The organism is Streptomyces flavofungini, from assembly GCF_041028215.1.
In the GTDB taxonomy this organism is placed as follows: Bacteria; Actinomycetota; Actinomycetes; order Streptomycetales; family Streptomycetaceae; genus Streptomyces; species Streptomyces flavofungini_B.
Window position 1 is genome coordinate 1 of the sequence record NZ_JASKYR010000002.1, and the last position, 21,580, is coordinate 21,580.

Below are 21,580 nucleotides of genomic sequence, written 5' to 3' on the forward strand. Positions count from 1 at the left end.
TCATGGCGCTGCGCGCCATGACAGCGGAATTCGCTTCGCGAATTCAGAAACACGCTTCGCGTATTTCCGATGAACCCGCTCCGCGTGTTCATCCTTTCCCGCTTCGCGTGAAAGACATGGCTCCGCTCCGCTCCACCACCAAGCGAATGCAATTCACGCTCCGCGCGAATTGCGGGCGTCCGCTCCGCTCCCGCCCACCGGCTCCGCCGGGCAGCAGTAAGAGGGGGTGCCGGGATATTTGCCAGCTCAGAGACGAAACGAGGGCACTGAGGGCGAGGGCCTGGAGCACGTCCAGGAGCAGGACGCCAGCACCGTGGTAAACCACCGGAGCATCCCGCCACTCCGGAAGCCTCCCACAAACGTGCTTCATTTACCACGCGGGATGAGCTCTGGAATCACGCCCTACCAGCATCACGACCTGATGCAGCATGTGCCCTTGGCGAAAGGAAACCACACTCCGGGGACAGACTGCATCAACCAAGATGCTTCAGATAGGGCTCTGCCGGAAAACCGGAGAGCGGATGGACGGCACGTGCACTGTCCCGGGGCACCACCGCACCCCGATGTCATCACCAGACACCACGCCCTGACACCACCGCCCCGAGGTGGGTACCCGGGGTACCCACCTGGGGCGGGTCAGTTCTCGGGGTGGACGGCCCGGACGCCGGGGTGCTCGAACCTCACCGCATGCCAACCCCGGCCCGGCCCCCGGCTCAGGACGGAACGACTCCGGTCCCGATTGTCCCGGGTCCCCGGAAACCATGGGGGAACCCGCCCTCAGCCCAGGTCACAGCCCGGGACAACACCTCACGGGACAACCACCGGGACAACCCTTACCAAGACCACCGAACACCAGGAGCGGCCGAGCTTGAGGCGTCCGGAGCCCGGCTCCCAGCCGCGACCTCGAAGAGACGGCCAGCAGCCCACGAGACCGGCAGTTGGGCGGCGGCGTCCCGGCCGCGCCGCAATGTCACGCCCGCATGCAGAGACGGGCTCTGCCATTGCAGCCGTGCCGACGTGCAGGAGGTGCGCTGCGAAGGGATGCTGGAAGCACCAGCCCCGCGTGCCGCCTGGGGGCCTCATGCCAGAACAACAGCAGTCTGCTCCGGACGGGAGTCGGCCGTCCGCAGGACCATCCTGGGGACGTCGGCCTCTGCAGAAAAGGCGTCGTCTTGCACGGAGCCTGATGTATGGAGGGCTGGGTCTGGTCGCGCTCGTCGTCGTGGTGGCCCTGGCCGGTGTGCTGGCAGGCCAAGGCGGTGATGACGAGCCGCCGAAGAGGCCCCCCGCGAATGAGCGGACCGCTTCCACGGTGTCAGGGGCTGCTGCGGATGTGGAGATCGCTCGCTGCTCGGTGTCCTCATCAAGCAACTTGCCGCAGGCTTCGCTGCGCATCACCAACCACAGCTCGAAGACCTCGGACTACTGGATCAACGTGGAATTCCTCGACGCGAAGGGCGAGCGTGTCGCCGAGGGCGCCACCTTCGTCAACAATCTGGCGGCGCAGCAGGTCGCACGGGATACGGTAACGGGCTTCACCCAGGCATCCGGCAAGATCGTCTGCCGGATCACTGAGGTCACGCGTCTCGCCTCCTAATACAGAACCAGCCAAGGGGTACGGCAACGAGCGCCAGAGGCTCCATCGCCCTCGCCCCGCTGCTGTCCGGGACGGCGCGCGGTGGGTCGAGCGCTGTGCCGGGCCTGCCTGGCGGCGCCGACCGGTAAGTGATCCGGCTCCGCCGCCGCGGCTCGGGCCCCTCCCGCGTGCAGCGGGAAGGGCCCTTGCCCGGGCGTGTGCGGTAAAAGCACGGCCCGGTCAGGCGAGACTTCCCGCCCAGGGTCTGGGGACGCACAGCGCACAGCCTCTCCGGCCGGCGCACGGTCTCACCTTGATGCAGCATCTAACCGGTCCGGCTCTGACCGCACGTTGCAACGATTCCGTCGTTCAAAACGCTCCACCGCACGCCGCGGCCGCAGGAAGCCTGTTCGTCGGAAAGGCCCGCGAAGCCGTCTCGTGTGATCGTCGGCGGAGCCGTCTATGACGTGCACCGTCACCCCGCGCTCCGTCCCGCCGTCACGACCGGGTCCGCGGCCGTGAGCACGCTCGCCGCCGTCCTGGCCGCCATCGCCGCGGTCAGCGGCCGATGACCCGCCGGGCGGCACCCGCCCGGCCACGCTGTGCCGGGCTGCGGGGCGAGCAGGAACGGCAAGCAGCCCGGCGTAGGGAGCCGCGGCGGCGGGAGAGCGCCGGAGAACGGCACACAGCGCCGCGCCTGGCCGGTCGGCCTACCGACGGCTCCCGGTACGCGGGACTGGCGTGTAGGCGTGTGCAGTCTCGGCGGAGGCGAGCAGGGTGACCACGTCGCTCGCCTCCAGGCCCAGGGCGCGGTCAACGAGCGCCAGGAGCTCGCCCTGGCCCGTCACGGTGTAGAAGGCATGGGCGAGGCGCGTGCGCCAGTCGTCGGCGGCGGGTTCCGGGCTGCCGGACGGGGTGCCGGAGGCGCCCATCCAGCCCAGGAGATGGGAGACGATGATCTCGGCGTCGGGCCGGTGTTCATGCACCGTCCCGCACCGCAGACGGCTCTCGCTCTCGTCGAGACGGCGCAGGCTTGCCCGGGACCGACCAGTCGACCAAACGCCGGTGACGGGCGCAGGTGTGGATCTGCCAGGCGAGAGCACCCTTCCGGCGGCGGTGGGTGGTGTAGACGGCGGGTGCTGGGCAGGCGATGACCTGGCAACGATGCATGCAGCCAGCCTTCCGGCACGCCGACGAGCCGTAAGGCCCGTACCAAGCGTGGCCTGCGTCACAGCGCCTACTTCAGCGGTCGTCACGGTCGAAGGCCGGTGAACTGCCCGGTGGCGCCTGCCCGGCCCGGCCGCGCTGGTCCCGAGCGGGCGGAGGGCCTGGCCGTCCGTCGAGGACGGCCTCCCGCGCGCCACCACGGCACCGGGCCGGGGCGCAGCCGCGCGAGAGCAAGCCGCCGCGGGCGGGGCTTCCCAGGTAAGTAGTCGGCGCGCCGAGACGCTTCGCGCGCACCCCTTGTCTCCCAGGTCAGCGCACCTGCGGACGGCTCGCGTACCGCACCAGCCGATGCGACCCAGAGCGCGACCCAGCCGCGAGACGGCAGGGCGCGACTGATACCAAGGCGCCGGGCGGCGTCTTGCGGCCAACCCTGTCTGATCATGGAACTTGGATCATCTAGGCCGCATCAGACGTCGGCTTTTACGGGTCTGGACTTCCCCCTCCGGGGGTCTATGGGAAGTAGTCGGCATGCTGAGTCCCTTGAACCCGCAGGTGGGCGCGGAGCGCGGCCGAACGATGAAGCGCCTCGTGGGGCGCCTCGTGGGGCGCCTCGCAGGAGGTCTCGTAGGAGGTCTCGTACGGCGCCTCGTAGAGCGCCCTGGCTGATGTGACGGGCAGGGAAGGAACCGCGACGCTGATCGAGCCCGCCGAGGACGCTCGGAACCTTGATCGTTCTCAAGATGAGTGCGGCCCGGTCGTGCTGCTGCTGACGAACCCCACCAGCCGACGAGGGCGACACCATGACGCCCTCCCTCGTTTACCACCACAGCTCAAACCGTGGATTCCAAGGCGCTACCCCCTTGACCAACCCCTTGACCAGGTCATGGTCAAGGGGCACAGACCATGGACGCCACGGCGAGCAGGGCTGAGCGAAGCGGCACTTACCACCGCAGGTCAGGCCTTCGCGGCGTCCTCGGGCACCGGCACGTACTCCACTTCCTGCCGACCGCACCCTTCAGCCAGCTTGCGCAGCGCGGCCGTCTCGGCCTTGTCCGCGGTCAGGCCCCAGCGGAGCTTGGTCGCAACCCAGTCAGCGGTGTAGGTGCAGTAGGCATCCGCCAGCGGCGGCAGCCACTGCGCGGGGTCCTGGTCGGCTTTGGAGCGGTTGCTTTTCGCGGTGACCGCGATGAGGCTGCGCTCGGCGTCCAGGTCGTTGGCGTAGGCCTGGCGCCGGGCCGCGCTCCACTGCGAGGCCCCGGAGTCCCAGGACTCCGCCAGAGGCACCATGTGGTCGATGTCCAGGCCCTTGGGATCGGTGAGCGTCTTCCCGTCGTAGTAGGAAAACCACGTCCCCGAGGTCACCTTGCAGGCGCCCTCGATGGCGGGCTGGGTGCGCGATTCCTCGATCAGCACCTCCGCGCGCGTGTTGCACCGGTCCTTGTCGGCGTCGATCCAGTGCTTGAACTTGCTGCGCTCATAGCCCGCACGCGATTCCGCGGCACGCGGGAGGGTGTTGACGGCCTCCGCCAGCGGCAGCCGGTGCGGCTCGGGAGCGGCCGGGGCCGCCTGGGCGGGCACGGCCGTGACGGCGGGCAGGGCCAGGAGCGCGGAAGCGAGGAGGCCGCGCAGCACGGTGATGGTCATGGCACGGTGATAGCCGTCTGCCCAGGGCGATTTGAGGGGATCGAGTGCCCCGTCACCCGCCCGGGTGGATCAGTCGTACTGGTGAAACGACACGGCAGACGAGGCGAGCACCTTGGTGCCGCCCCGCGTCCCGGGAGCAGGCGATGGAGGCCCTGCGGCAGCAGGTGACGGCCTGCACGCACTGCCGTCCGGATACCGCGCTCGGTCTGCTGGACTGAACCGGCATCTGCCGCACGGCGGAGTGATGCCGCCTCCCGCCCGGCCGGGCACCGGTGGCCGGGGTGGAAGGAATAGCGGCATGACGTGGTCGCTGCCCGAGCCGATACTGGCTGCCGGTGTCGAGGATCCCGCGCTGCCTGCCGGGTGGGCGGCGGAGCCGAAGTGGGACGGCTTCCGCGCCCAGCTCGCCGTCCATGAGGGCGGGCGGGTGCTGCTGCGCTCGAAGCAGGGCACGGACATGACCGCCTCCTTCCCCGACATCCGCGCCGCCGCCCTCGCCCAACTGCCCGCGGAGACCGGCCTGGACGGCGAGCTGGTGGTGTGGGAGGGCGGCCGTCTGGCCTTCGACCGGCTGCAGCAACGCCTCGCCTCCCGCCGCGAGCCCGCGGCCAGCCAGGCCGCAAGGCGGTGGCCGGCGCACTTCGTCGCCTTCGACCTCCTCCACCAGAACGCCGACCTGACCGGCTGGCCCTACGTACGGCGACGCGCGACGCTGGAGGCGCTGTTCCACGACCACGGATTGCAGGCGCCGTTCACCCTGTGCCCCTCCACCACCGATCCGGGCCTCGCCCAGCAGTGGCTTGGCTGGACGGCGGCCGGAGTGGAGGGACTGTGCTTCAAGCGACTGGACGAGCCCTACCGGCCGACACGGTCCTGGCGGAAGTACAAGGTGCGGGCCACCACCGAAGCCCTCATCGGCGCCGTCACCGGCACACTCACCGAGCCCCGCACCGTCCTGCTCGGCCGCTACGACACCGCCGGACGGTTGCAGTACACCGGCCGCAGCACCCCCCTCTCCCAAACCATCGGCCACCAGCTCGCCCGCCGCCTGACCGCGCCGTCGGGCGCGCATCCGTGGAACGGCTGGACCTTCAGCGCCGGATGGGGCACGAAGCGCACCCTCGACGTCCATCTCGTCCGACCGGACGTGGTCATGGAAGTCGCCGTCGACATCGCCCGCGACGCCGCCGGGCGATGGCGCCACCCAGTCCGCCCTCACCGCATCCGCACCGACGTCGACGTGGCGCAGGTACCGCTGCTCGGGCATGACGCGTAGACGCTCCGTTCAGCTTGGTGTTGACCGCGCGACGGCACGCGCGTGGGAGCGCCTCACTCCCAGCCGCGACCTAGTAATGTTTGCCCGCATGAGCATCCCGAGCCCGCGCGGTGACCGTGAGAAGCTAATTACCGCGCTCACACCGCAGCTTCGACGCCTGTTGAAGATCAGGGCGTTTGAGCATGGCATGGACATCCAGGACGCAGCCGAGCATGCGATCAAAGCCTGGTACGAGGTCCCTGACCCGCCCGAGGTCCCGACGGACAAGGCCAAGACATGGGGGACCTTCCTGCCGGTGGGTGAGCCCGACCGGTTCAAAGACGAGTGCGGCCAGCGCGGGGTGACGTACGTTCAGGGCCTGGCCCAGGCCGTCACCCTGTGGCTGGAGGCGCACCCTTCTCCCACGACACCTCTCACGGCGCAGCCGGTCACGCGGGTCATAGTGGCCAACCAGAAGGGCGGCGTCGGCAAGACCTTCATCAGCAGCGGCATCGCCCAGGCGCTCGCCGAGGCGGGCAAGCGTGTGCTGCTCGTCGACTACGACCCACAGGGGCATCTCACCTCCGAGCTCGGCTTTGAGGAGCTGATGTACGAGGACGGCGTGGAGACCCTGCTGATGCACATGGAGGGCACGGCGAAGGGCGATATCCACGACCTTCTGGTCGCCCTGGACCAGGACCGGTTCGGTGCACGCCTTCACCTTCTGCCCGCCTCAGACGATGCGTTCCTGCGGGATGTCTCCCTGTCCAAGGTGTCCTTCAGCGAGGCGGCCCTGGAGCGGGCCCTGGAGCCCGTGGAAGCGGACTACGACGTCATCATCATTGACGGTCCGCCGAGCCTGGGCCTGAACATGGACACGGCCCTGTACTACGTGCGGCGCCGCGAGGGTGAACTGGCTGACCGTTCCGGGGTCATCACGCCGGTGTGGGCCAACAAGGCGTCGCACCGGGCGTTCAAGTTGCTCTCCAAGCAGATGGACGACCTCTGCGCAAAGGGCCGCATCAAGGTCGACTACCTCGGTCTGGTCGTCAACGCCTACGACAGTCGCCGCGGAAAGCTCGTCAGCCAGAACCGGGAACAGTGGGAGCGCAGCTCCTCCCCGTCCGTGCTCGCGGTGATCGGGGATCTGAAGGAGGGGCGCGAAGCCAGCGACGGGGAGATCCCGCTCCTGGAGTACGCGCCGGACAGCGAGCACGCTAACGCGATGCGGGACCTGGCGAAGGAGCTGGCGGTATGAGGGAGGTCAGCAAGAAGGTGGGTGCGGAGCGCGTGACGCAGGGGTTCACGATTGATGAGGAGGCCCCGAGGCCGTCTTCCCGGGCAGTGCGCACGCGCAGTCAGATCCTCAACGGTGAGGGGCGGCGGCCCCCGGCGGCCGTCAAGCTCGCCGAGCTCGCGCACAACCCCTACAACCCGCGTGATGAGCTGTCCGAGATCGAGGAGTGCGCTGAGTCGCTGCGGGCACGGGGGCAGATCCAGCCCGTCACCGTGGCGCGGCGTGCGGCCTTCCTGTCCGCTCATCCGGGCCGGGACGAGGAGATCGGCGAAGCCGCCTACGTCGTCATCGACGGCAACCGGCGTCTGGCTGCCGCGCAGCTGGCAGGTCTGGAGGAACTGCGGATCGACGTCAACGACCAACTGGCGTCGAGCGCTGCGGACCTGTTGGAGTCGGCGCTGATCGCGAACATCCACCGCGTGGATGTGGCGCCCATGGACCAGGCCAAGGCGATCCAGGAACTGGTGCAGGTCCACGGCTCGCAGGGGCAGGTGGCCAAGCGGCTAGGGAAGACTCCCGCGTGGGTCTCGCAACGGCTGGCCCTGCTGGAGCTGACGCCGGAGTTGCAGGAGAAGGTCGAAGCGGGGGAACTCAAGGTCGAGCCCGCGCGCAAGATCGGGCGCATGCCGAAGGAGCGACAGGCCGACGCAGCGGAGCAGGCCATCAGTGCCGCTAGGACGCCGCGGCCGCGCTCTCCCCGCACGCCAGCGGACGCCCTGACCGTTAACGGCGTTAATACCCCGGGACCCACGTCGGCCCCGGCAGCGGCGGAGCCGCAGACCGTTAACGGCGTTAATACCCCCGCTGCCGCTGACGAGGCGCCCGAAGCGCAAGCCGTCATCGTCCGGGGCGTCCGGTTCCCGTACGACAACGCAGACGAAGCCGCCCGCTTCCTCAGCGAGCGCATGGACGACGATCAGTTCTTGCGGCTGGTCGAGCTCCTCGCCGGACTGGCCAAGGAGCGCCGCGACGCGCAGACCACGTCTATCTAGGTCCCGCAGGGATGTGGAGCGTTCAGAACCTGCGTTCTAACGCCGCGCCAGGTAGCTCCTGGCGTGCTCGGGTTGGGGCAGCGCGGTATTCAGGGTGCCTGCGACATCCATGCCGCGGGCAAGCCATGCAGACCGTCTGGCAAGGGCTGCCCGGGCGCAGGTAGCAGATGGGCTGGCGCGGGGCCTGCGGAGTCACTGAAGTCGACTGCGCCGCCGCAGAACTCCGCGCTTTGAAAGTCAACTGTGCCTTCAGCGAACTCTGTGAAAAAGAAGACGACTGCACCCGCAGAGAACCTCGCACGGGTGAAGTCGACTCTGCCGTCAGTTAAGTCGGTGCCGTGGAACACGACCACGCTGCCGGAAAATTTGGCACCGCCGAAGGAGACCCTGCTGCCGGAGAGCAGCGCGCCAGTGAAGCGGACCATGCCCCCGGTGAACCGCGCCCCGTTGAAGTCGACCATGCCCCCAGCGAACTGCGCCATGGCGAAGCTGACCCTGCCCTCAGCAAACCGCGCCAAGTCGAAAAAGACTCTTCCACCGGAGAACTGCGCGCCGCTGAAGTCGACCGTGCCCCCGACGAACTGCGCCTTGATGAAGGAGACTTCACCGCCGGAGAACTGCGCGCCGCGGAAGGATGCCGTGGCTCCGGCGGTGAACACCACGCCGGTGAAGTCGCCGCCGTCAAAGACGACCCCGGTGAAGTCGAAGTCGTGGGCCTGCCAGGAGACGTGTGTGTCCTCGGAGCCAATCACGGTGCGGTCCCGGATAAGGCGGATGATGGTGTGTCGCACCTCGCGCAAGGCGAGGTAGGCGTGTTGGGCGGCCACATCGTCTGCCGGGAGGTCGTCCTGGGCGGTGTAGGGCAGGCGCAGATAGGCGCACAGCACGTCGATGCACGTCTGACGCAGGAGAGGGGTGGGGGCGTCGTCAGCGAGCCCGGCTAACGCGTGTACTCCTCCCAGGCGGACTGCGGCGGACTCCTGGCCGAGCTGGGAGACGGCGGTGGTGAAGCGTTCGGTGTGCAGCCGGGTGGCTTCGCGTAGCGCGCCGTCCTCGTCCACTCGCTGACGACGGTAGGCCACTACAAGGGCGACCAGCGCTCCGGCCCCGGCCACCACTCCGAAGGAGAGCTTCACCAGGTCGAACAGGGTTGTGGAAGCCAGCCGCCGCTCGGGCTTCAGCTCTTGAGCACCGAGCAGGTCCCACCCGGCGAGGAACACTCCCGCAGCCACCAGGACTGCGAAGGCGAAGGTGGCGGCCAGGACCAGGCCGACCGGCCATAGGCGTAAACCGCGCCGCTTCCGACGGCGTATCAGATTAGAAATCACACCCCGCAGGATCACCCGGGGCATCCGCTGACCGCAGGTCCTTGCTCGCAGCACACAGCGAGACGAGCGGCGGCTTGGGTTATCTCAGGTGTTGAGCGGGCGACAGGCGTGTGAGGCATGTGCGCCTCAGTGCACCGTGCCTGACAGATATCTACGGTCGTTCAGGCACGTACGGGATGCTCGCAACGTGGGTAATGCTCCCCGACGCTGCCCGTCATCGTCGAGCCTGAACCGTTCTCGTCCCCAGGGCGTCCATACGGGCACCTGACACCGTGGAGCGCCGCCACCATGAGCACATCCGAACCGCCAGCCTGGCCGCACTGCGCATACGGTGCAGCCCCTGCTGCCGACCCTGTCGGCTGCCGCGGCATCCACGTCCCCGGCTACACCGTATGTCTTGCCCACCTAGCCGACGCCGACCGTGACGCCTATCTGGCCAGCCTGACTCCCGGCGCCGACATCGACCACCGGGGCACCACCTTCACCTATTCCCTTCTCTACGCCCTACTCGACGCCCTTCGTGAGCCCGCAACCGGTCACCCCCGCTTAGGCGGTGCCCGGTTCGGGTCGGCGACCTTCGAGGGCGAGGAATCGTTCAGGTCGGCGACCTTCGAGGGCGACGCCTGGTTCGATTCGGCGACCTTCGAGAGCCACGCCAGGTTCGAGTCGGCGACCTTCAAGGGCTACACCAGGTTCGATTCGGCGGCCTTCAAGGGCCATGCCAGGTTCGAGTCGGCAACCTTCAAGGGCAATGCCTTGTTCAAGTCAGCCACCTTCGAGGACGACGCCGTGTTCGGGTCGGCGGCCTTCGAGGGCGTCTCCGGGTTCGATTCGGCGACCTTTAAGGGCGACGCCTGGTTCGATTCGGCGACCTTGGACCGCGCCGTGTTCGGGTCGGCGATCTTCGAGGGCAACGCCGAGTTCCAGCGGGTGACCATCAAGGACACCGCCGGGTTCGAGTCGGCGACCTTCGAGGGCGACGCTGGGTTCGATTCGGCGACCTTCGAGAGCCACGCCTGGTTCGATTCGGCGACCTTCGAGAGCCACGCCTGGTTCACGTGGGCGGCCTTCAAGGCCACCGCCCGGTTCAAGTCGGCGGCCTTCAAGGGCGCCGCCGCGTTCGAGTCGGCGACCTTCGATCACGGCGCCGAGTTCCAGTCTGCGGCCTTTGAGCACGGCGCCGGGTTCGAGTCGGTGACCTTCAAGGGCCACGCCAGCTTCAAGTCAGCGGCCTTCGAGGGGGCCGACCAGTTCGGTCCTTTGGTGTGTACCGGGCGGCTTGTACTGTCCGGTGCCACGTTCGGCAGCCCGGTGAACCTCTCGTTCGCTGTGTGCCGTCTGGAGTGCCGTCGCACCCGCTGGTCATCGACAGCGGAGATCCGTCTGCGCTATGCCACGGTGGACTTCGCTCATGCCGTGTTCGAGTACCCACTCACCATCGCTGCCGAGCCGGATTCGTTCGTGCTCACCAACGGCCTACGGCTCGCTGAAGATCGTTTTCCGAGCGGGTACGACCCCGGGGTGCGAGTGGTGTCGCTGCGCGGGGTGGACGCGGCCCATCTGGTTCTGGCCGACCTGGATCTGTGGGAATGTCTGTTCGCCGGCACGGTCCACCTGGACCAACTCCGTCTGGAGGGGGCCTGCACTTTCAACACGGCTCCGCCCGCTGTGCACTGGCGGCGCTGGCCGCCCGTGCGGTTCACCGCGCGGCGCGTCCTGGCCGAGGAGCACCACTGGCGCGCCGGCCAGCCGGGGGCAGTGCAGGGCTGGGCCCACGGTGCCGGGCGGGCAGGGCCGCTGCAACTGGCTCCGGTGTACCGGGCGCTGCGCAAGGCCTTCGAGGACGGAAAGCACGAGCCAGGGGCGGCGGACTTCTACTACGGGGAGATGGAGATGCGCCGCCACGCCGACGACATCCCCCGCAGTGAACAGGGATTACTGACTGCCTACTGGGCGCTGTCCGGCTACGGCCTGCGCGCCTCCCGGGCCCTGGCCTGGCTCGGGACGGCCATGCTCTTGACCATCGTCCTGCTGGTGGCCTTCGGCCTCGCGAAGGACACCCCGAAGCAGACTGCGACCGGCACCGTCCCGGCCGCCGGGGGCAAGGTCGCCTTCGAGATCGACAAGGACGATCCCCAGAACCCCACCGGCAACCGCTTCACCGGCAAGCGCTTCGAGAAAGCCCTGAACGTCACCCTCAACTCAGTGGTGTTCCGAGCCTCCGGTCAGGACCTGACCACCGCCGGCACCTACATCGAGATGACTTCCCGCGTCACCGAACCCGTCCTCCTGGGCCTCGCCGTCCTCGCCATCCGCAACCGCGTCAAGCGCTGACAGTCCTGCCCCAGGCAAGCGTGGCTTGTGCAACGTTCGACCGATCCGTTCACGTGCCTCACTTGCCTGCACGGTCGATCATGCCTCTGAGCTGCGCAAAAGCCTTTCGACCCTAGATAACACGGCTGCTGACATCGCGGGTCTGCTCGCGAGTGAGCCCGAGCCGCGACCGTTAACGGCGTTAATACCCCCGCCGCCGCTGACGAGACGCCCGGAGCCCAAGCCGTCATCGTCCGGGGCGTCCGATTCCCGTACGACAACGCAGACGAAGCCGCCCGCTTCCTCAGCGAGCGCATAGAAGACGATGTGTTCCTGCGGCTGGTCGAGCTTCTCGCCGGACTGGCCGAGCAGCGGCGCGGCACGCAGACCACGACTGCCTGACGCACCTCGTTCTTCGAACGCGAACGGGCCCGTACCTCCTATGGGAGGTACGGGCCCGTCGACTGCGTCCGGCCCGCAGAGGCGGGTCTCGAAGGCACGGCCGGGGTCGAGGTCGACGACACACCGACGAATGTTGCGTGGTCTCGGTCACATTCACCTGCCCATCGGACAGGAGTGGTGGCCGGATTGTTCACATCGAAGCGCCCCCTGGTGAAGGGGGCGCTTCGATGGCCGCTTCGATCGGAGCGGAAGCCTCTGGCCCCCCGTTGCAGCGGGGGGCTCAGCCAAGGATGCACTCACGCCAGCGAGTTGGAGCCCTGGACGGGGCCGACCTGGGTCGACCTTGTCCCCATGGTGTCTCTCCACGGGGAGTCTGTGTAGTCGTAATGCCGTTATTCGTGCCTACATGGTAGGTCGCTTCAAACTACATGAACAACTCGTGACCAGGTAATTCCTGTCTTTGGCCTGGTGGCTCCCATGAGTACGGGTTCTGGTCCGTGGTAGTTCACCGGCTGGGGCGAATGGGTTGTTCAGCCATCTGTGACCTTCAACGCCGCGTGGTATCGCCCTATTCCGGAGGCGATCACCACTGATCACATCAGATCAAATATGACCGCTCCGGCAGCCCATTCACATACGTCACAACTTGCGTCTTCAACCGAATACGTGGGGGTGACACCGCCTGCACCATCTGCCCTCGGCACGACCATGCGCAGCAGGAACTCGCAGCCGCCTGAGCTAGGGCAGAATGCATAGACCGGCACACGAACGACGAGGGGTTGCAGCCCTTAAGACTCGGATCAAGGCCGCAGCAGGGCCGCTTGACAGCCAGTCATGCGCAGTCGGGAGCGGGTCCTCCAGACACGCGCCCGAACAGTCAAAGTCACTCACGCCAAAAGTTGGAGACGTGTCCCGGCCCGCAAGGGCCGGGCACGGACCCAGAACGGAAACTCATGAGCATGAAGCGCAATAAGCGTGCGGCGATAGCCGTCGTGATCTCTGCTGGCGCCGGAAGCGCAGCCGGGGCCGTGGCCGCCTACTGCGGGCTGGACATCGAGGACTCGGTCAAGGTCGGCGCCGTGGTCAGCGGCGCGGTAGGCAACCTCCTCTACCAGGTCTTCCGTCTGACGTCGGCTCAGCAGGCCCGCGAGAACGGGGAGTCCGACAACCTCAACGGGGCCGAAGGCCGTCGGGACACGGCCCGTCCCTCGAACGAGACGAGCCCGCCGCCCCCCGCCACACCGGTGGTGGAGGGCGGCGAGGCCGTCGAGGCGGACGGCTCCGAGGCGCCGACCGACGCCCGGGGCCAGGCGAGCCCCTCCACGGGGGCCATCTCGCAGATTCCCGGCCAGCGACAGGGCGATGAGCACGACGGAGCGCAGGAGCGCGACGCGCGCCGCGAGGGAGGCAAGCATGGGGCGTCCTGAAAAGCAGCTGCCGCTCGACATCCCGCTCTCGCAGCGCTCCCTGGCCGAGGAGATGCGTGCCCTGCGCGCGAGCAGCGGCCTGACGGTCGGCGAGCTGGCCGAGCGGATCAGTTACTCGCCCGCGGCCGTCTCGCAGAGCACCTCGGGCAAGACGGTCCCCTCCTGGGACCTTGTCGAAGCCTTCGTCAAGGGCTGCGGCTACACCGGCGACATGGAGTCCTGGCGACGCGCTCACCGGGAGGCGCGCCGGGACTCCTCCCGGGAGACGGCCGTGACCTCCGCCTCCGGCGGCGACGCCGGGGATGGCACCGGGCACTTGCTGGCGCGGGTCCCGCGTCCGCGCCTGCGCTCCGCAGAGCGCACCGTGCCCCCGCTGCACGCCGACGGCCTGCTCGCCCTGGTGCAGCAGGCCCGCGCGTACGAGGCGAAGGACAAGCGGGTCACCTCGGTGCGGTCCTCGGACTACATGCACACCGCGTTGGCGCTGTGCACGACGGCCGAGGACGTGCTTGAGCTCATGAACGAGCTGATCCGCTCCAAGGGGGTGTCCCTGACAGAGCTGGAGAAGAGCAGCGCCAGCTTCTACCGGATCTCCAACACCACGTTCACGCACCTGCTGAGCGGGACCACGCTGCCGACCACCGAGCTGCTGCACATCTTCCTGGCAGGGTGCGGAGTGGACGCGGACCGCATGGTGATGTGGCACTTCACGGTGACCCGCATCCGGATATCCGAGATGCGGCAGCGTGAGCGCAAGGCCGTAGGCCGCCGTCGGATCAGCCGCCCGACGTGGTCCCGGAACATCCGCCCCTTCCTTGTCCTCGCGCCGATCTCGATGGCGCTGGCGACCGCGCTGACGAGCCTGCTGGCCCTCATCATGCGGTGATCAACGCGCGGCAATGAGCACATCCTTGGGCCCCGGCGCATCCAGCGCCGGGGCCCTGTGCGTTGCTCGGACCACCGAAGCACCGTCCAGAGGCGCCGCCTTCGCACCGCGCCCCGGCGACGTCACTCGTCGGCGGGGCGCGAGGTGCTGTTCATGCTGCTTGCCGCCATAGGCCCGTGCCAGGGCGTCCGGCCCGGCGTCCGTTGACGGACGTCACCGTGGTGTGGGCGCTGGTGGCGATGACCGCGCGGCCGGAGTGCTTGCCGTCGTACAGCGCCGCGTCGGCCGCCCGTTGCAGCACGGCCAGGTCGCGGCTGCCGATGGCGTCCGGCGCCGCGACGCCGACCGAGGCGGCGACCTCGACCGTGTAGCCGCTGTCCAGGACGACGGGCGCGTGGAGCAGCTGCATGAGCCGCTCCAGGCGGCGTGCGCGGTGGGCGGCGGGCAGCTCCAGGAGCACGGCGAACTCGTCGCCGCCGAGCCGTCCGAGGGCTGCGGCCGGGCCTGCCCAGGCGGTGAGGCGGGCGCCGAACGCGGCGAGGACGGCGTCCCCGGCCGCGTGGCCGAGTCGGTCGTTGATCTGCTTGAAGTGGTCGGCGTCGACCATCAGCGTCGTGGCGTCGCGGTGGCGGGCGAGGATGCGGCGGGCGCGGGCGGTGTAGGCGTCGCGTCGCAGCAGGCCGGTGAGCGGGTCGCGGCGGGTGGCGGCGAGCTACTTGTGCAGCGCGGCTGCATGGAGTGCCCAGCCGGTCAGGGGTACGGCGGCGGTGGTCAGTAACAGGGTGCGTTGGCCGATCCGGTCTGGCACGTGCGCAAGGGTCGACATACTGGGGTTCTCCTTCTCGTCTCGTACGGGATGGATGGGCCCGGGGCAGCCGTCAAGCCGCCAAGCGCAGCGGCTGTCCCGGGGCGGAACTGTAGGTCGCCGTCGACGGTGCGAGCCCGGATGCGGATCATCTGCCCGTCACCTCGGCTGATCAGGCGGTGAGTTGGCGACGTGCCGGAGGGCCCGCGCACCGGCCGGTCTCCCGGGGATGCCACGGGGAGAGGGCGGTCTTGAGGGCGGTGCGCGGTGGGCAGAACGCCCGCCGGCCTTCAGGAGGCCGGGTCTGACCGGCGGCGAACACGTGCGGCGGGGCTGATCCTCTCGCTCGGTCGAGCGAGCGACGCCTGCGGGAAAGCGCGCAGCTTCGGTCACTTCTCACCACTTTCCACTTGTTCGGTCCTGCGGGCTCACGGCCTTCGCCTGCCGAGCGTCCTGGTCTACAGACCAGGCGGAGGGCGCCTCGGGCGCACAGGGCGCCCTGGAGCGGGGACTGGCAAAACGGCGAAGGAGTACGGCACATGAAGCTGTCGTTCGGAGGCCCCGGAGGGTCCGACCGCTCGATCGACACGGTCATCGAAGATCTGAAGGGGCGGGAGAAGCACTTCAAGCGGCTGATCGAGAAGAACATCGCGCGCCAGCACGCCGATGACGTATGGCAGGAGAGCCTGCTGCGGATCTACTCGCGCCTGGCGGACGGCGAGGTGATCCAGAACGTGGACGCGTACATGGCGACGATCTGCAAGAACACGACGACCGACACGCTGCGCCGCTTGGGTCGTCAGGCGCAGGCGCTCGCGGGCGAGGAGATCGAGGCGAACGAGCAGATGCGCTCCGTGGTCGACTTCGACCACGGCATCGGGTTCGAGAAGATCCAGAAGGTGCTGCGGGCGGAGCTGACGCCGCACCAGCACAAGGTGTACATCCTGAAGCACTACTACGGACTCGACTCCCGCCAGATCGCCGATTTGGTCGGTGCCGCCGGGCCCGGCGCCGTCCGTCAGTCGATCCGTGCCGCCAACCGCAAGCTGCGCACCCCGGCGGTGATGCGGCAGCTGGGCGTCTCCGACCTCTAGACCGCCTCCTTGGCCTGCGGGCCGCCACCGGTGATCCCTCACACCGGGCAGGCACGCAGGCCTCGGAGGGGGGCTAGCGCCAGGCAAGCGCAGCATCTCCTGCTCGAAACCCGCTGCGAACGGAGAGAGAACTCATGAGCATCGCGAAGTACTTCACCGGCGTGCTGTCCCTGCTGTCGGTGATGTTCGTTAGGTGGTACCGCTTCATCGACAACCTGCTGGTCGGCTCTGCCCCCGTGTGGGAGCAGGCGGCCGCTCGCCGGCACGGCAAGGGCAAGGCGAAGGTGCACAGCACCTCTCGCGTCCCCAACGGTCGCCTTGTGGCCGAATGAGAGTCAGCCGTGCCTGAGCACCACGCTCGTTCTGTCCGCCTGACCAGAGAGGTTGTGCTGACGCACTTCGGGATTTGACGTCGTCATGACGTCCGGGGGAAATGATGGCCGGGCCCGCTCACGATGCGGGCCCGGCCATCGTCATTCCCTACAGGAAACGCAGCCGGAACATCCGCCGCCCTGCGGCATTTCTCGTACGACCAGGCGCTGCGCTTGCTTGAAGGAATCCGTTCAACATGGCTGTCCCCACCCTCACCCAGCTCCGCGACGAGAGTCAGGCGCTCGCCCAGGCGCTCGACCGTGCGGCTACCAGCATCCGGTACCTGAAGGTCGCCCTGGCCGTCATGACCGGCACGATCGCCGCTCTCGTCGGCTATCTCGTGGTCGACCGTCTCGGCGGCTCGCCCCTCACCTCAATCGGGTCCGGCTGCACGTCGTTCGTGGTCGTCACGGGGCTCGTCTTCACCGTCCAGGAGAAGCTCAAGAAGCCGTAGACCTTGCGCGTTGACCAACCCACGATGCCCGTCACCGCCTCGGTGGCGGGCATCACCGACTTCGGCGGCGCGGGCGGGGGATGGGCACGTGTTCCTCCTGGCGGCGGACGAAACGGCCCCCGCCGACGCTGTGCGGGCGGGGGCGCGGTGTGCTGGATCGGGGCGCGGGTCAGGCGGCGTTCCCCGGCGGCCGTCAAGCTCGCCGAGCTCGCGCACAATCCCTACAAGTCGCTCTCCCCGCTCGCCAGCGGACGCCCCGACCGTTAACGGCGTTAATACCCCGGGACCCACGTCGGTTCCGGCGGGACCGGAGCCGCAGACCGTTAACGGCGTTAATACCCCCGCTGCCGCTGACGAGGCGCCCGAAGCGCACGCCCTCATCGTCCGGGGCGTCCGGTTCCCGTACGACAACGCAGACGAAGCCGCCCGCTTCCTCAGCGAGCGCATGGAAGACGATCAGTTCCTGCGGCTGGTCGAGCTCCTCGCCGGACTGGCCGAGGAGCGCCGCGGCACGCAGACCACGACTGCCTGACGCACCTCGTTCTTCGAACGCGGACGGGCCCGTACCTCCCAGGGAGGTACGGGCCCTTGGTGTGGACGTCCGCCGCTCAGGAGACCGGCAGCAGCACGGGGTCGCTGCGGTCGGCCCACACGACGGAGACGGAGATCTCGGTTGAAACCTGATTGCCGAAGTCACCGTCGGCTGCTTGTTGACGTTGGTCAGCCAGGGTCTGCTCCGCTGCACTAGCGGAGCGCTCGGCGGCGCGAGCGCTGCGGTGGCCGTCCTTGCGGGCACGACGGCTGATCTCGACGGCGAGCAGCGCCACCACAAGAGCCGCCCACCCTGGTGCATCTCCCCAGTCCATACGCGGACCATAGGCGCGGGTACTGACATCGCGGGTCTGCTCGTAAGCCGCAGACCGTTAACGACGTTAATAGTGCTGCGCTTGCAGCGCGGCTCCCACAGTGGGAGCCGTCACTCAAGTGCAGATGTCAGGGGGACGCCCGCCGCAATGAGTTTGGCGCGGGTGCACGTCACGGTCAGACGCTGCGAGTCCTCGGTCAGCCCTTGTATGCCTCATGGGGCGGGGCGCCGCCAGTCGATGCCGACGCGGATGTCGGTGACGATGACTCGGCGTGTGTACACGTCACAGACGGATCTGAACATCAGTCCTGGGCGCTGAGAGACAGGCAGAGCAAGTGGTGGTGTGTCAGGCCGGTTGGCTTGACACACCGCCACTTCATCAGAGTGTCAACCAGGTCGACACTGGGTGCGGGGGCCCTCGCGGCAACGTGGCTTACCCGCGGTCCCGAAGTCGCGGGGGAGCCCACAGACGACAGGTGCGTGATCTTAAGTGCACGCACAGCCAGCATCGGGGCTGTAGGCGGCGCCCTCAACACAACTGGGACGCCCGTGGCGCAACGACCCGGCGCAACCACTCATCACCTGCGGAGCTGTGGGATGTGAAGGTCCGGGTCCGTCATGCCCCAGCTGAGACGCGGATGGTGCTATAGCCCTTACGGAGGGCACTACTGGCTCACGAGGGCCTTGGCGTGGGCCAACATCGAGGGGACCACCCGCGTGGGCGACGGCAATCGCTCGCGCAAGAAGGTCCGTTGGGGAGCCCAAACAGTCGACGAAAGGCAACGCCATGGCCCGCGTCACCCGCACTGAATGCGTGGTATCCGACAACCAACCGCTGACCGCCCCCGAGGCGACCGTGATCGTGGTCGTCCTCGTCCTAGCCGTGATCCTCGCCGTGATGGGGATGCCGGGCCTGTCCGTACTGGTGCTCCTCGCAGAGGCCACGGACACAGGCCTGCGGCTGGTCCGACGAGCCCGCCTTACCAAGCAGGCCGCTCCAGCGGGTGCCTGATCATGGGACGCCGAGAGAATCCCGTCACCACATGCGACCGCGATCTGGGGAAGCTGGTCAACTGGCTTCGGTCGCAGCGCACCCAGGCAGGTTTGAGCTATAAGCAGCTCGCCGCGCGATCTGGTTGCAGCGCCTCGACCTTGATCCGGGCCGCTTCGGGCGCGCACATGCCAAAGCTGAAGGTAGTGCAGGGTTACGCTGCCGCCTGCGGTGCCTCGCTGCGAGAGGCCGAACGACTGTGGAAGCGAGCGCGCTACCGGGCGGTGCGGTCCGGCGAGGACCCCGCGCCCCATCCCCGTTACGTCCGGAGCTTCGCTGACCTGCATGTGGCGCTCGTCGACCACTACCAGAAGGACGGGGCCCGACCGTACGCGGAGCTGGAGACGGCCAGTGGCAACGTTCTTGCTCACGCCACCGTGGGAAGGTTCTTCCGCCAGAAAGGCGGCAGGCCGACCCGCGATTTCGTCGTCGCCCTCGCGCGGACCTGCGGCGCCCGTGGAAAGGCGCTGCAGGACTGGGAGCAGGCGTGGGATCGGGCTGAGGAGCAGCGGCTGGGCGGCGCTGCCAAGTCGGCCGAGCGACGTCCAGGGCTGTTGTTCGGCCTGCTCAATGTCACGGGCGACGGCGTACCGATGTTCGTCCGCTCCGAACCCAGGCGCACTGCCGACGGCCAGGAAGTTCGTCGGCTCACCCCGGTCCCCCCGTCGCAGGTCCCGAACTACCTTGCCCATGTCCGCACCATGAGGGAGTGGTTGACCCCCCTGAGTGTGCCAACGTCGCTCCGCATCCGGCGCGGTGACCTGAACGACGCCAAGGACAAAGGGGCGAGGCGCACGCGAGCCGTACGGCGGTTCACACGAGATTTTGAAGCCGCAGTACACCCGACCCTGTTCGACGTGAAGTGCGACCACTCACCGCCGGAGGCCTACAGGTACGCCTAGACGAACACTCCGACTGGTGCGCGACTCGTTGAACCGTGCTCGCTCGTGACTTCTGGCAGATGGAGAATGACGTAGCGTCAGGTTGTTTACGTTTCAACTCCGTTGTCGGGAGCAGGGGTGGCGAGCGTGGGCCGCCACGTCACGCGCATGTGATTTACACCTCTCAACCTGTGAAGGCTGGCACCGCGTTCCCGACTCCCCATCAAAGATCGCTGCTGGTAACGGCATTATTACCCACTGATATGGGGTGGCGATCGGAGGCAGCAGGACCTGGCGTGGCACGCGGTGCCTCGCAGACGTCGCCGCAGGCGACAGCCGGTGTGCGCCGTTGGCCCTTGGGACCCGGGTAGGGTACGCGCTATCAATCTGCCCCAGGGGTCCGAACCCCCTCGTGCGCCTCCCGGGAGTCCATGATGGTCATGGGCCCAGAGAGGGGTAGATCCCGATGGCGAAGAAGCCTGAGGGGCACTGCCGCTGCTGCAGCAGGCGAGACCGTCCGTACCGGGCGGCCCGCTGGCTGGGGCCGGTCTACGCGATCTACAAGATCGCGCAGGACTACTGGCCCTTCTAAAGCGAAAAGCCCCGACCTAAAGGTCGGGGCATCGCTGCAGTCGGTGTGCTGACAAGAGGCCCTGCCTAGAGCTTCGCGGGCGACAGGCGGGGCCTTCTCTATGCCCGAATGCGGTTACCGTCACGTAGGGCAAGCCAACACAGACAACTGTGATGGTGATCACACCCTCATGCGACGACGCCCCCATCTTGCCTTGTCTGTCGGCAGTTTTGCACCAGGGGATCGCATGTTGATCTGCTGCGTTGCCCTGTAGGAACCAGTAAGAACGCAGCTCATTGGGGTATAGAGAACGAAATCACAAGGCCCCTGTGCCGCACGTCACACCGCATGAGTGACAGCCTGCACAACTGAACGGGCTAAATTATGGCGGTTTTTGTCTGGGATTCTTACCCCTATTACGCCCGATAGGCGGGCTCCGCTGGAGAGCGGAGGTACCTTACCGGCCGCCTCTGACAATGGCCGTAGATCCCTTCCTCGTGCGTGCCGAGTATCGGCTTCCATGGTCAAATCCCATGACGCCTCATGCAGCTCGCCCCCACTGGCGGTGCCTGGGTGCCCGGCACGGCGTCCATTGCGTATCGAGGGCCGGAACGTACAGAACGGAGTCCATACGGATGGCCTCCCTCTCTCGTCTCGTACGGGTTGGGTGGGGCCCGGGGCAGCCGTCAAGCCGCCAAGCACAGCGGCTGTCCCGGGGCGAAGTCAGGCGGCCAGCAGGTGGCCGGGCGCGGGCGGGGCGTAGCTGCTGGGGTGGGCCGGGGTCCCGTCGTGGCATTCCAGGCAGCACCCGAGCCGCTTCGACAGGCAGACGTAGAAGCGCCTCTCGCACTGCCCGCAGGTTTGACGAGCAGCCATCGCCCGGTCCAACGCCCGCTCTTGCGCGAGCGTCGGGGTGCGCTTGGGCTTGGCCAGGTCGATGCGGAGCAGGTAGCCGCGGGTGGGGTGGCGACAGGACCACTGCGGCCGGGTCGCACACAGCGCACAGCGCAGGATCGCCACCGGGCCGGTGTTGGCGCCGGGACTGAGGCCCATCTCCCGTAACTGCCGCCTGGTGGCCAGGCCCAGGCTCTCGGGGAGGGTGCTGCGGTCGTATTCGGGCAGCGGCGCCGAACTGCGCGGCACCCGGAGCGTCTCGCGGCGGCGTGTCTTGCGGGGGCGGGGCATCACCGGCTCCCGGGG

21 protein-coding genes and 1 pseudogene are annotated in these 21,580 nt (G+C 68.1%); 16 read left to right on the plus strand and 6 right to left on the minus strand.

Going from position 1 to position 21,580, the window contains the following annotated elements:
* Positions 1-1,186: 1,186 nt before the first annotated feature.
* The gene (locus AB8Z36_RS00225) at positions 1,187-1,597 is read left to right on the plus strand and encodes a hypothetical protein (RefSeq protein WP_369211102.1); all 411 of its coding nucleotides are present in this window, start codon (positions 1,187-1,189) and stop codon (positions 1,595-1,597) included.
* A 419-nt stretch (positions 1,598-2,016) separates the two neighbouring features.
* Entirely contained in the window at positions 2,017-2,148 is a 132-nt protein-coding gene (locus AB8Z36_RS00230; protein WP_369211103.1) for a hypothetical protein, read from the plus strand.
* Between the two features lie 138 nt (positions 2,149-2,286).
* Here AB8Z36_RS00230 and AB8Z36_RS00235 read toward each other — a convergent pair whose 3' ends face one another.
* Positions 2,287-2,562, minus strand: a complete 276-nt coding sequence (locus tag AB8Z36_RS00235) for a hypothetical protein (protein ID WP_369211104.1) — start codon at positions 2,560-2,562, stop codon at positions 2,287-2,289.
* Between the two features lie 1,135 nt (positions 2,563-3,697).
* Positions 3,698-4,387 carry an HNH endonuclease family protein gene (locus tag AB8Z36_RS00240; RefSeq protein WP_369211105.1) on the minus strand — a complete coding sequence of 230 codons (690 nt, stop codon included), beginning with the start codon at positions 4,385-4,387 and terminating at the stop codon, positions 3,698-3,700.
* 44 nt (positions 4,388-4,431) lie between these two features.
* Between AB8Z36_RS00240 and AB8Z36_RS00245 the strand changes: the two genes are divergently transcribed.
* The 4 genes from AB8Z36_RS00245 to AB8Z36_RS00260 all read left to right on the plus strand — a co-directional run bounded on the left by AB8Z36_RS00245 (position 4,432) and on the right by AB8Z36_RS00260 (position 7,931).
* Positions 4,432-4,605, plus strand: a complete 174-nt coding sequence (locus AB8Z36_RS00245) for a DUF6233 domain-containing protein (protein WP_369211106.1) — start codon at positions 4,432-4,434, stop codon at positions 4,603-4,605.
* 80 nt (positions 4,606-4,685) lie between these two features.
* Positions 4,686-5,663: an ATP-dependent DNA ligase gene (locus AB8Z36_RS00250; RefSeq protein ID WP_369211107.1), complete on the plus strand. Its 978-nt coding sequence runs from the start codon at positions 4,686-4,688 to the stop codon at positions 5,661-5,663.
* Between the two features lie 88 nt (positions 5,664-5,751).
* Complete coding sequence (locus AB8Z36_RS00255; protein WP_369211108.1) at positions 5,752-6,900, plus strand: ParA family protein; 1,149 nt, start codon at positions 5,752-5,754, stop codon at positions 6,898-6,900.
* Entirely contained in the window at positions 6,897-7,931 is a 1,035-nt protein-coding gene (locus AB8Z36_RS00260) for a ParB/RepB/Spo0J family partition protein (RefSeq protein ID WP_369211109.1), read from the plus strand. The genes AB8Z36_RS00255 and AB8Z36_RS00260 overlap by 4 nt, the downstream gene beginning before the upstream one ends.
* Positions 7,932-8,020: 89 nt before the next feature.
* Here AB8Z36_RS00260 and AB8Z36_RS00265 read toward each other — a convergent pair whose 3' ends face one another.
* Positions 8,021-9,259 carry a pentapeptide repeat-containing protein gene (locus AB8Z36_RS00265; protein ID WP_369211110.1) on the minus strand — a complete coding sequence of 413 codons (1,239 nt, stop codon included), beginning with the start codon at positions 9,257-9,259 and terminating at the stop codon, positions 8,021-8,023.
* Between the two features lie 288 nt (positions 9,260-9,547).
* On the opposite strand from AB8Z36_RS00265, the gene AB8Z36_RS00270 reads away from it, so the two are divergent.
* The 3 genes from AB8Z36_RS00270 to AB8Z36_RS00280 all read left to right on the plus strand — a co-directional run bounded on the left by AB8Z36_RS00270 (position 9,548) and on the right by AB8Z36_RS00280 (position 14,287).
* Complete coding sequence (locus AB8Z36_RS00270) at positions 9,548-11,593, plus strand: pentapeptide repeat-containing protein (protein WP_369211111.1); 2,046 nt, start codon at positions 9,548-9,550, stop codon at positions 11,591-11,593.
* 1,340 nt (positions 11,594-12,933) lie between these two features.
* Positions 12,934-13,401, plus strand: coding sequence for a hypothetical protein (locus AB8Z36_RS00275; protein WP_369211112.1), 468 nt, complete (start codon positions 12,934-12,936; stop codon positions 13,399-13,401).
* On the plus strand, positions 13,388-14,287 hold the full coding sequence (locus AB8Z36_RS00280) for a helix-turn-helix domain-containing protein (RefSeq protein WP_369211113.1): 900 nt from the start codon (positions 13,388-13,390) through the stop codon (positions 14,285-14,287). Before AB8Z36_RS00275 ends, AB8Z36_RS00280 begins: the two co-directional genes overlap by 14 nt.
* Positions 14,288-14,438: 151 nt before the next feature.
* Here the strand turns inward: AB8Z36_RS00280 and AB8Z36_RS00285 are convergent.
* A pseudogene (locus AB8Z36_RS00285) lies at positions 14,439-15,113 on the minus strand (GGDEF domain-containing protein).
* 518 nt (positions 15,114-15,631) lie between these two features.
* On the opposite strand from AB8Z36_RS00285, the gene AB8Z36_RS00290 reads away from it, so the two are divergent.
* The 4 genes from AB8Z36_RS00290 to AB8Z36_RS00305 all read left to right on the plus strand — a co-directional run bounded on the left by AB8Z36_RS00290 (position 15,632) and on the right by AB8Z36_RS00305 (position 17,279).
* Positions 15,632-16,186, plus strand: a complete 555-nt coding sequence (locus tag AB8Z36_RS00290; RefSeq protein WP_369211114.1) for an RNA polymerase sigma factor — start codon at positions 15,632-15,634, stop codon at positions 16,184-16,186.
* A gap of 134 nt (positions 16,187-16,320) precedes the next feature.
* Positions 16,321-16,518, plus strand: coding sequence for a hypothetical protein (locus AB8Z36_RS00295; RefSeq protein ID WP_369211115.1), 198 nt, complete (start codon positions 16,321-16,323; stop codon positions 16,516-16,518).
* A gap of 236 nt (positions 16,519-16,754) precedes the next feature.
* Positions 16,755-17,012, plus strand: coding sequence for a hypothetical protein (locus tag AB8Z36_RS00300; protein ID WP_369211116.1), 258 nt, complete (start codon positions 16,755-16,757; stop codon positions 17,010-17,012).
* A gap of 3 nt (positions 17,013-17,015) precedes the next feature.
* The gene (locus tag AB8Z36_RS00305) at positions 17,016-17,279 is read left to right on the plus strand and encodes a hypothetical protein (RefSeq protein WP_369211117.1); all 264 of its coding nucleotides are present in this window, start codon (positions 17,016-17,018) and stop codon (positions 17,277-17,279) included.
* A 341-nt stretch (positions 17,280-17,620) separates the two neighbouring features.
* On the opposite strand, the gene AB8Z36_RS00310 is transcribed toward AB8Z36_RS00305, so the two are convergent.
* Positions 17,621-17,878, minus strand: coding sequence for a hypothetical protein (locus AB8Z36_RS00310; RefSeq protein WP_369211118.1), 258 nt, complete (start codon positions 17,876-17,878; stop codon positions 17,621-17,623).
* Positions 17,879-18,691: 813 nt separating this feature from the next.
* On the opposite strand from AB8Z36_RS00310, the gene AB8Z36_RS00315 reads away from it, so the two are divergent.
* The 3 genes from AB8Z36_RS00315 to AB8Z36_RS00325 all read left to right on the plus strand — a co-directional run bounded on the left by AB8Z36_RS00315 (position 18,692) and on the right by AB8Z36_RS00325 (position 20,401).
* Positions 18,692-18,889, plus strand: coding sequence for a hypothetical protein (locus tag AB8Z36_RS00315; protein ID WP_369211119.1), 198 nt, complete (start codon positions 18,692-18,694; stop codon positions 18,887-18,889).
* Between the two features lie 2 nt (positions 18,890-18,891).
* Positions 18,892-19,830 carry a helix-turn-helix domain-containing protein gene (locus tag AB8Z36_RS00320; RefSeq protein ID WP_369211120.1) on the plus strand — a complete coding sequence of 313 codons (939 nt, stop codon included), beginning with the start codon at positions 18,892-18,894 and terminating at the stop codon, positions 19,828-19,830.
* A gap of 445 nt (positions 19,831-20,275) precedes the next feature.
* Positions 20,276-20,401, plus strand: a complete 126-nt coding sequence (locus AB8Z36_RS00325; RefSeq protein WP_369211121.1) for a hypothetical protein — start codon at positions 20,276-20,278, stop codon at positions 20,399-20,401.
* 702 nt (positions 20,402-21,103) lie between these two features.
* Here the strand turns inward: AB8Z36_RS00325 and AB8Z36_RS00330 are convergent.
* On the minus strand, positions 21,104-21,580 hold a 477-nt coding region (locus AB8Z36_RS00330; RefSeq protein ID WP_369211122.1), incomplete at its 5' end, for an RRQRL motif-containing zinc-binding protein.

Coding starts and splice junctions, on each gene's coding strand:
- AB8Z36_RS00225 (WP_369211102.1), top strand. CDS start 1,187: ATGTATGGAGGGCTGGGTCTGGTCGCGCTCGTCGTCGTGGTGGCCCTG.
- AB8Z36_RS00240 (WP_369211105.1), bottom strand. CDS start 4,387: ATGACCATCACCGTGCTGCGCGGCCTCCTCGCTTCCGCGCTCCTGGCC.
- AB8Z36_RS00250 (WP_369211107.1), top strand. CDS start 4,686: ATGACGTGGTCGCTGCCCGAGCCGATACTGGCTGCCGGTGTCGAGGAT.
- AB8Z36_RS00255 (WP_369211108.1), top strand. CDS start 5,752: ATGAGCATCCCGAGCCCGCGCGGTGACCGTGAGAAGCTAATTACCGCG.
- AB8Z36_RS00260 (WP_369211109.1), top strand. CDS start 6,897: ATGAGGGAGGTCAGCAAGAAGGTGGGTGCGGAGCGCGTGACGCAGGGG.
- AB8Z36_RS00270 (WP_369211111.1), top strand. CDS start 9,548: ATGAGCACATCCGAACCGCCAGCCTGGCCGCACTGCGCATACGGTGCA.
- AB8Z36_RS00275 (WP_369211112.1), top strand. CDS start 12,934: ATGAAGCGCAATAAGCGTGCGGCGATAGCCGTCGTGATCTCTGCTGGC.
- AB8Z36_RS00280 (WP_369211113.1), top strand. CDS start 13,388: ATGGGGCGTCCTGAAAAGCAGCTGCCGCTCGACATCCCGCTCTCGCAG.
- AB8Z36_RS00290 (WP_369211114.1), top strand. CDS start 15,632: ATGAAGCTGTCGTTCGGAGGCCCCGGAGGGTCCGACCGCTCGATCGAC.
- AB8Z36_RS00295 (WP_369211115.1), top strand. CDS start 16,321: ATGAGCATCGCGAAGTACTTCACCGGCGTGCTGTCCCTGCTGTCGGTG.
- AB8Z36_RS00300 (WP_369211116.1), top strand. CDS start 16,755: ATGGCTGTCCCCACCCTCACCCAGCTCCGCGACGAGAGTCAGGCGCTC.
- AB8Z36_RS00310 (WP_369211118.1), bottom strand. CDS start 17,878: ATGGACTGGGGAGATGCACCAGGGTGGGCGGCTCTTGTGGTGGCGCTG.
- AB8Z36_RS00320 (WP_369211120.1), top strand. CDS start 18,892: ATGGGACGCCGAGAGAATCCCGTCACCACATGCGACCGCGATCTGGGG.
- AB8Z36_RS00325 (WP_369211121.1), top strand. CDS start 20,276: ATGGCGAAGAAGCCTGAGGGGCACTGCCGCTGCTGCAGCAGGCGAGAC.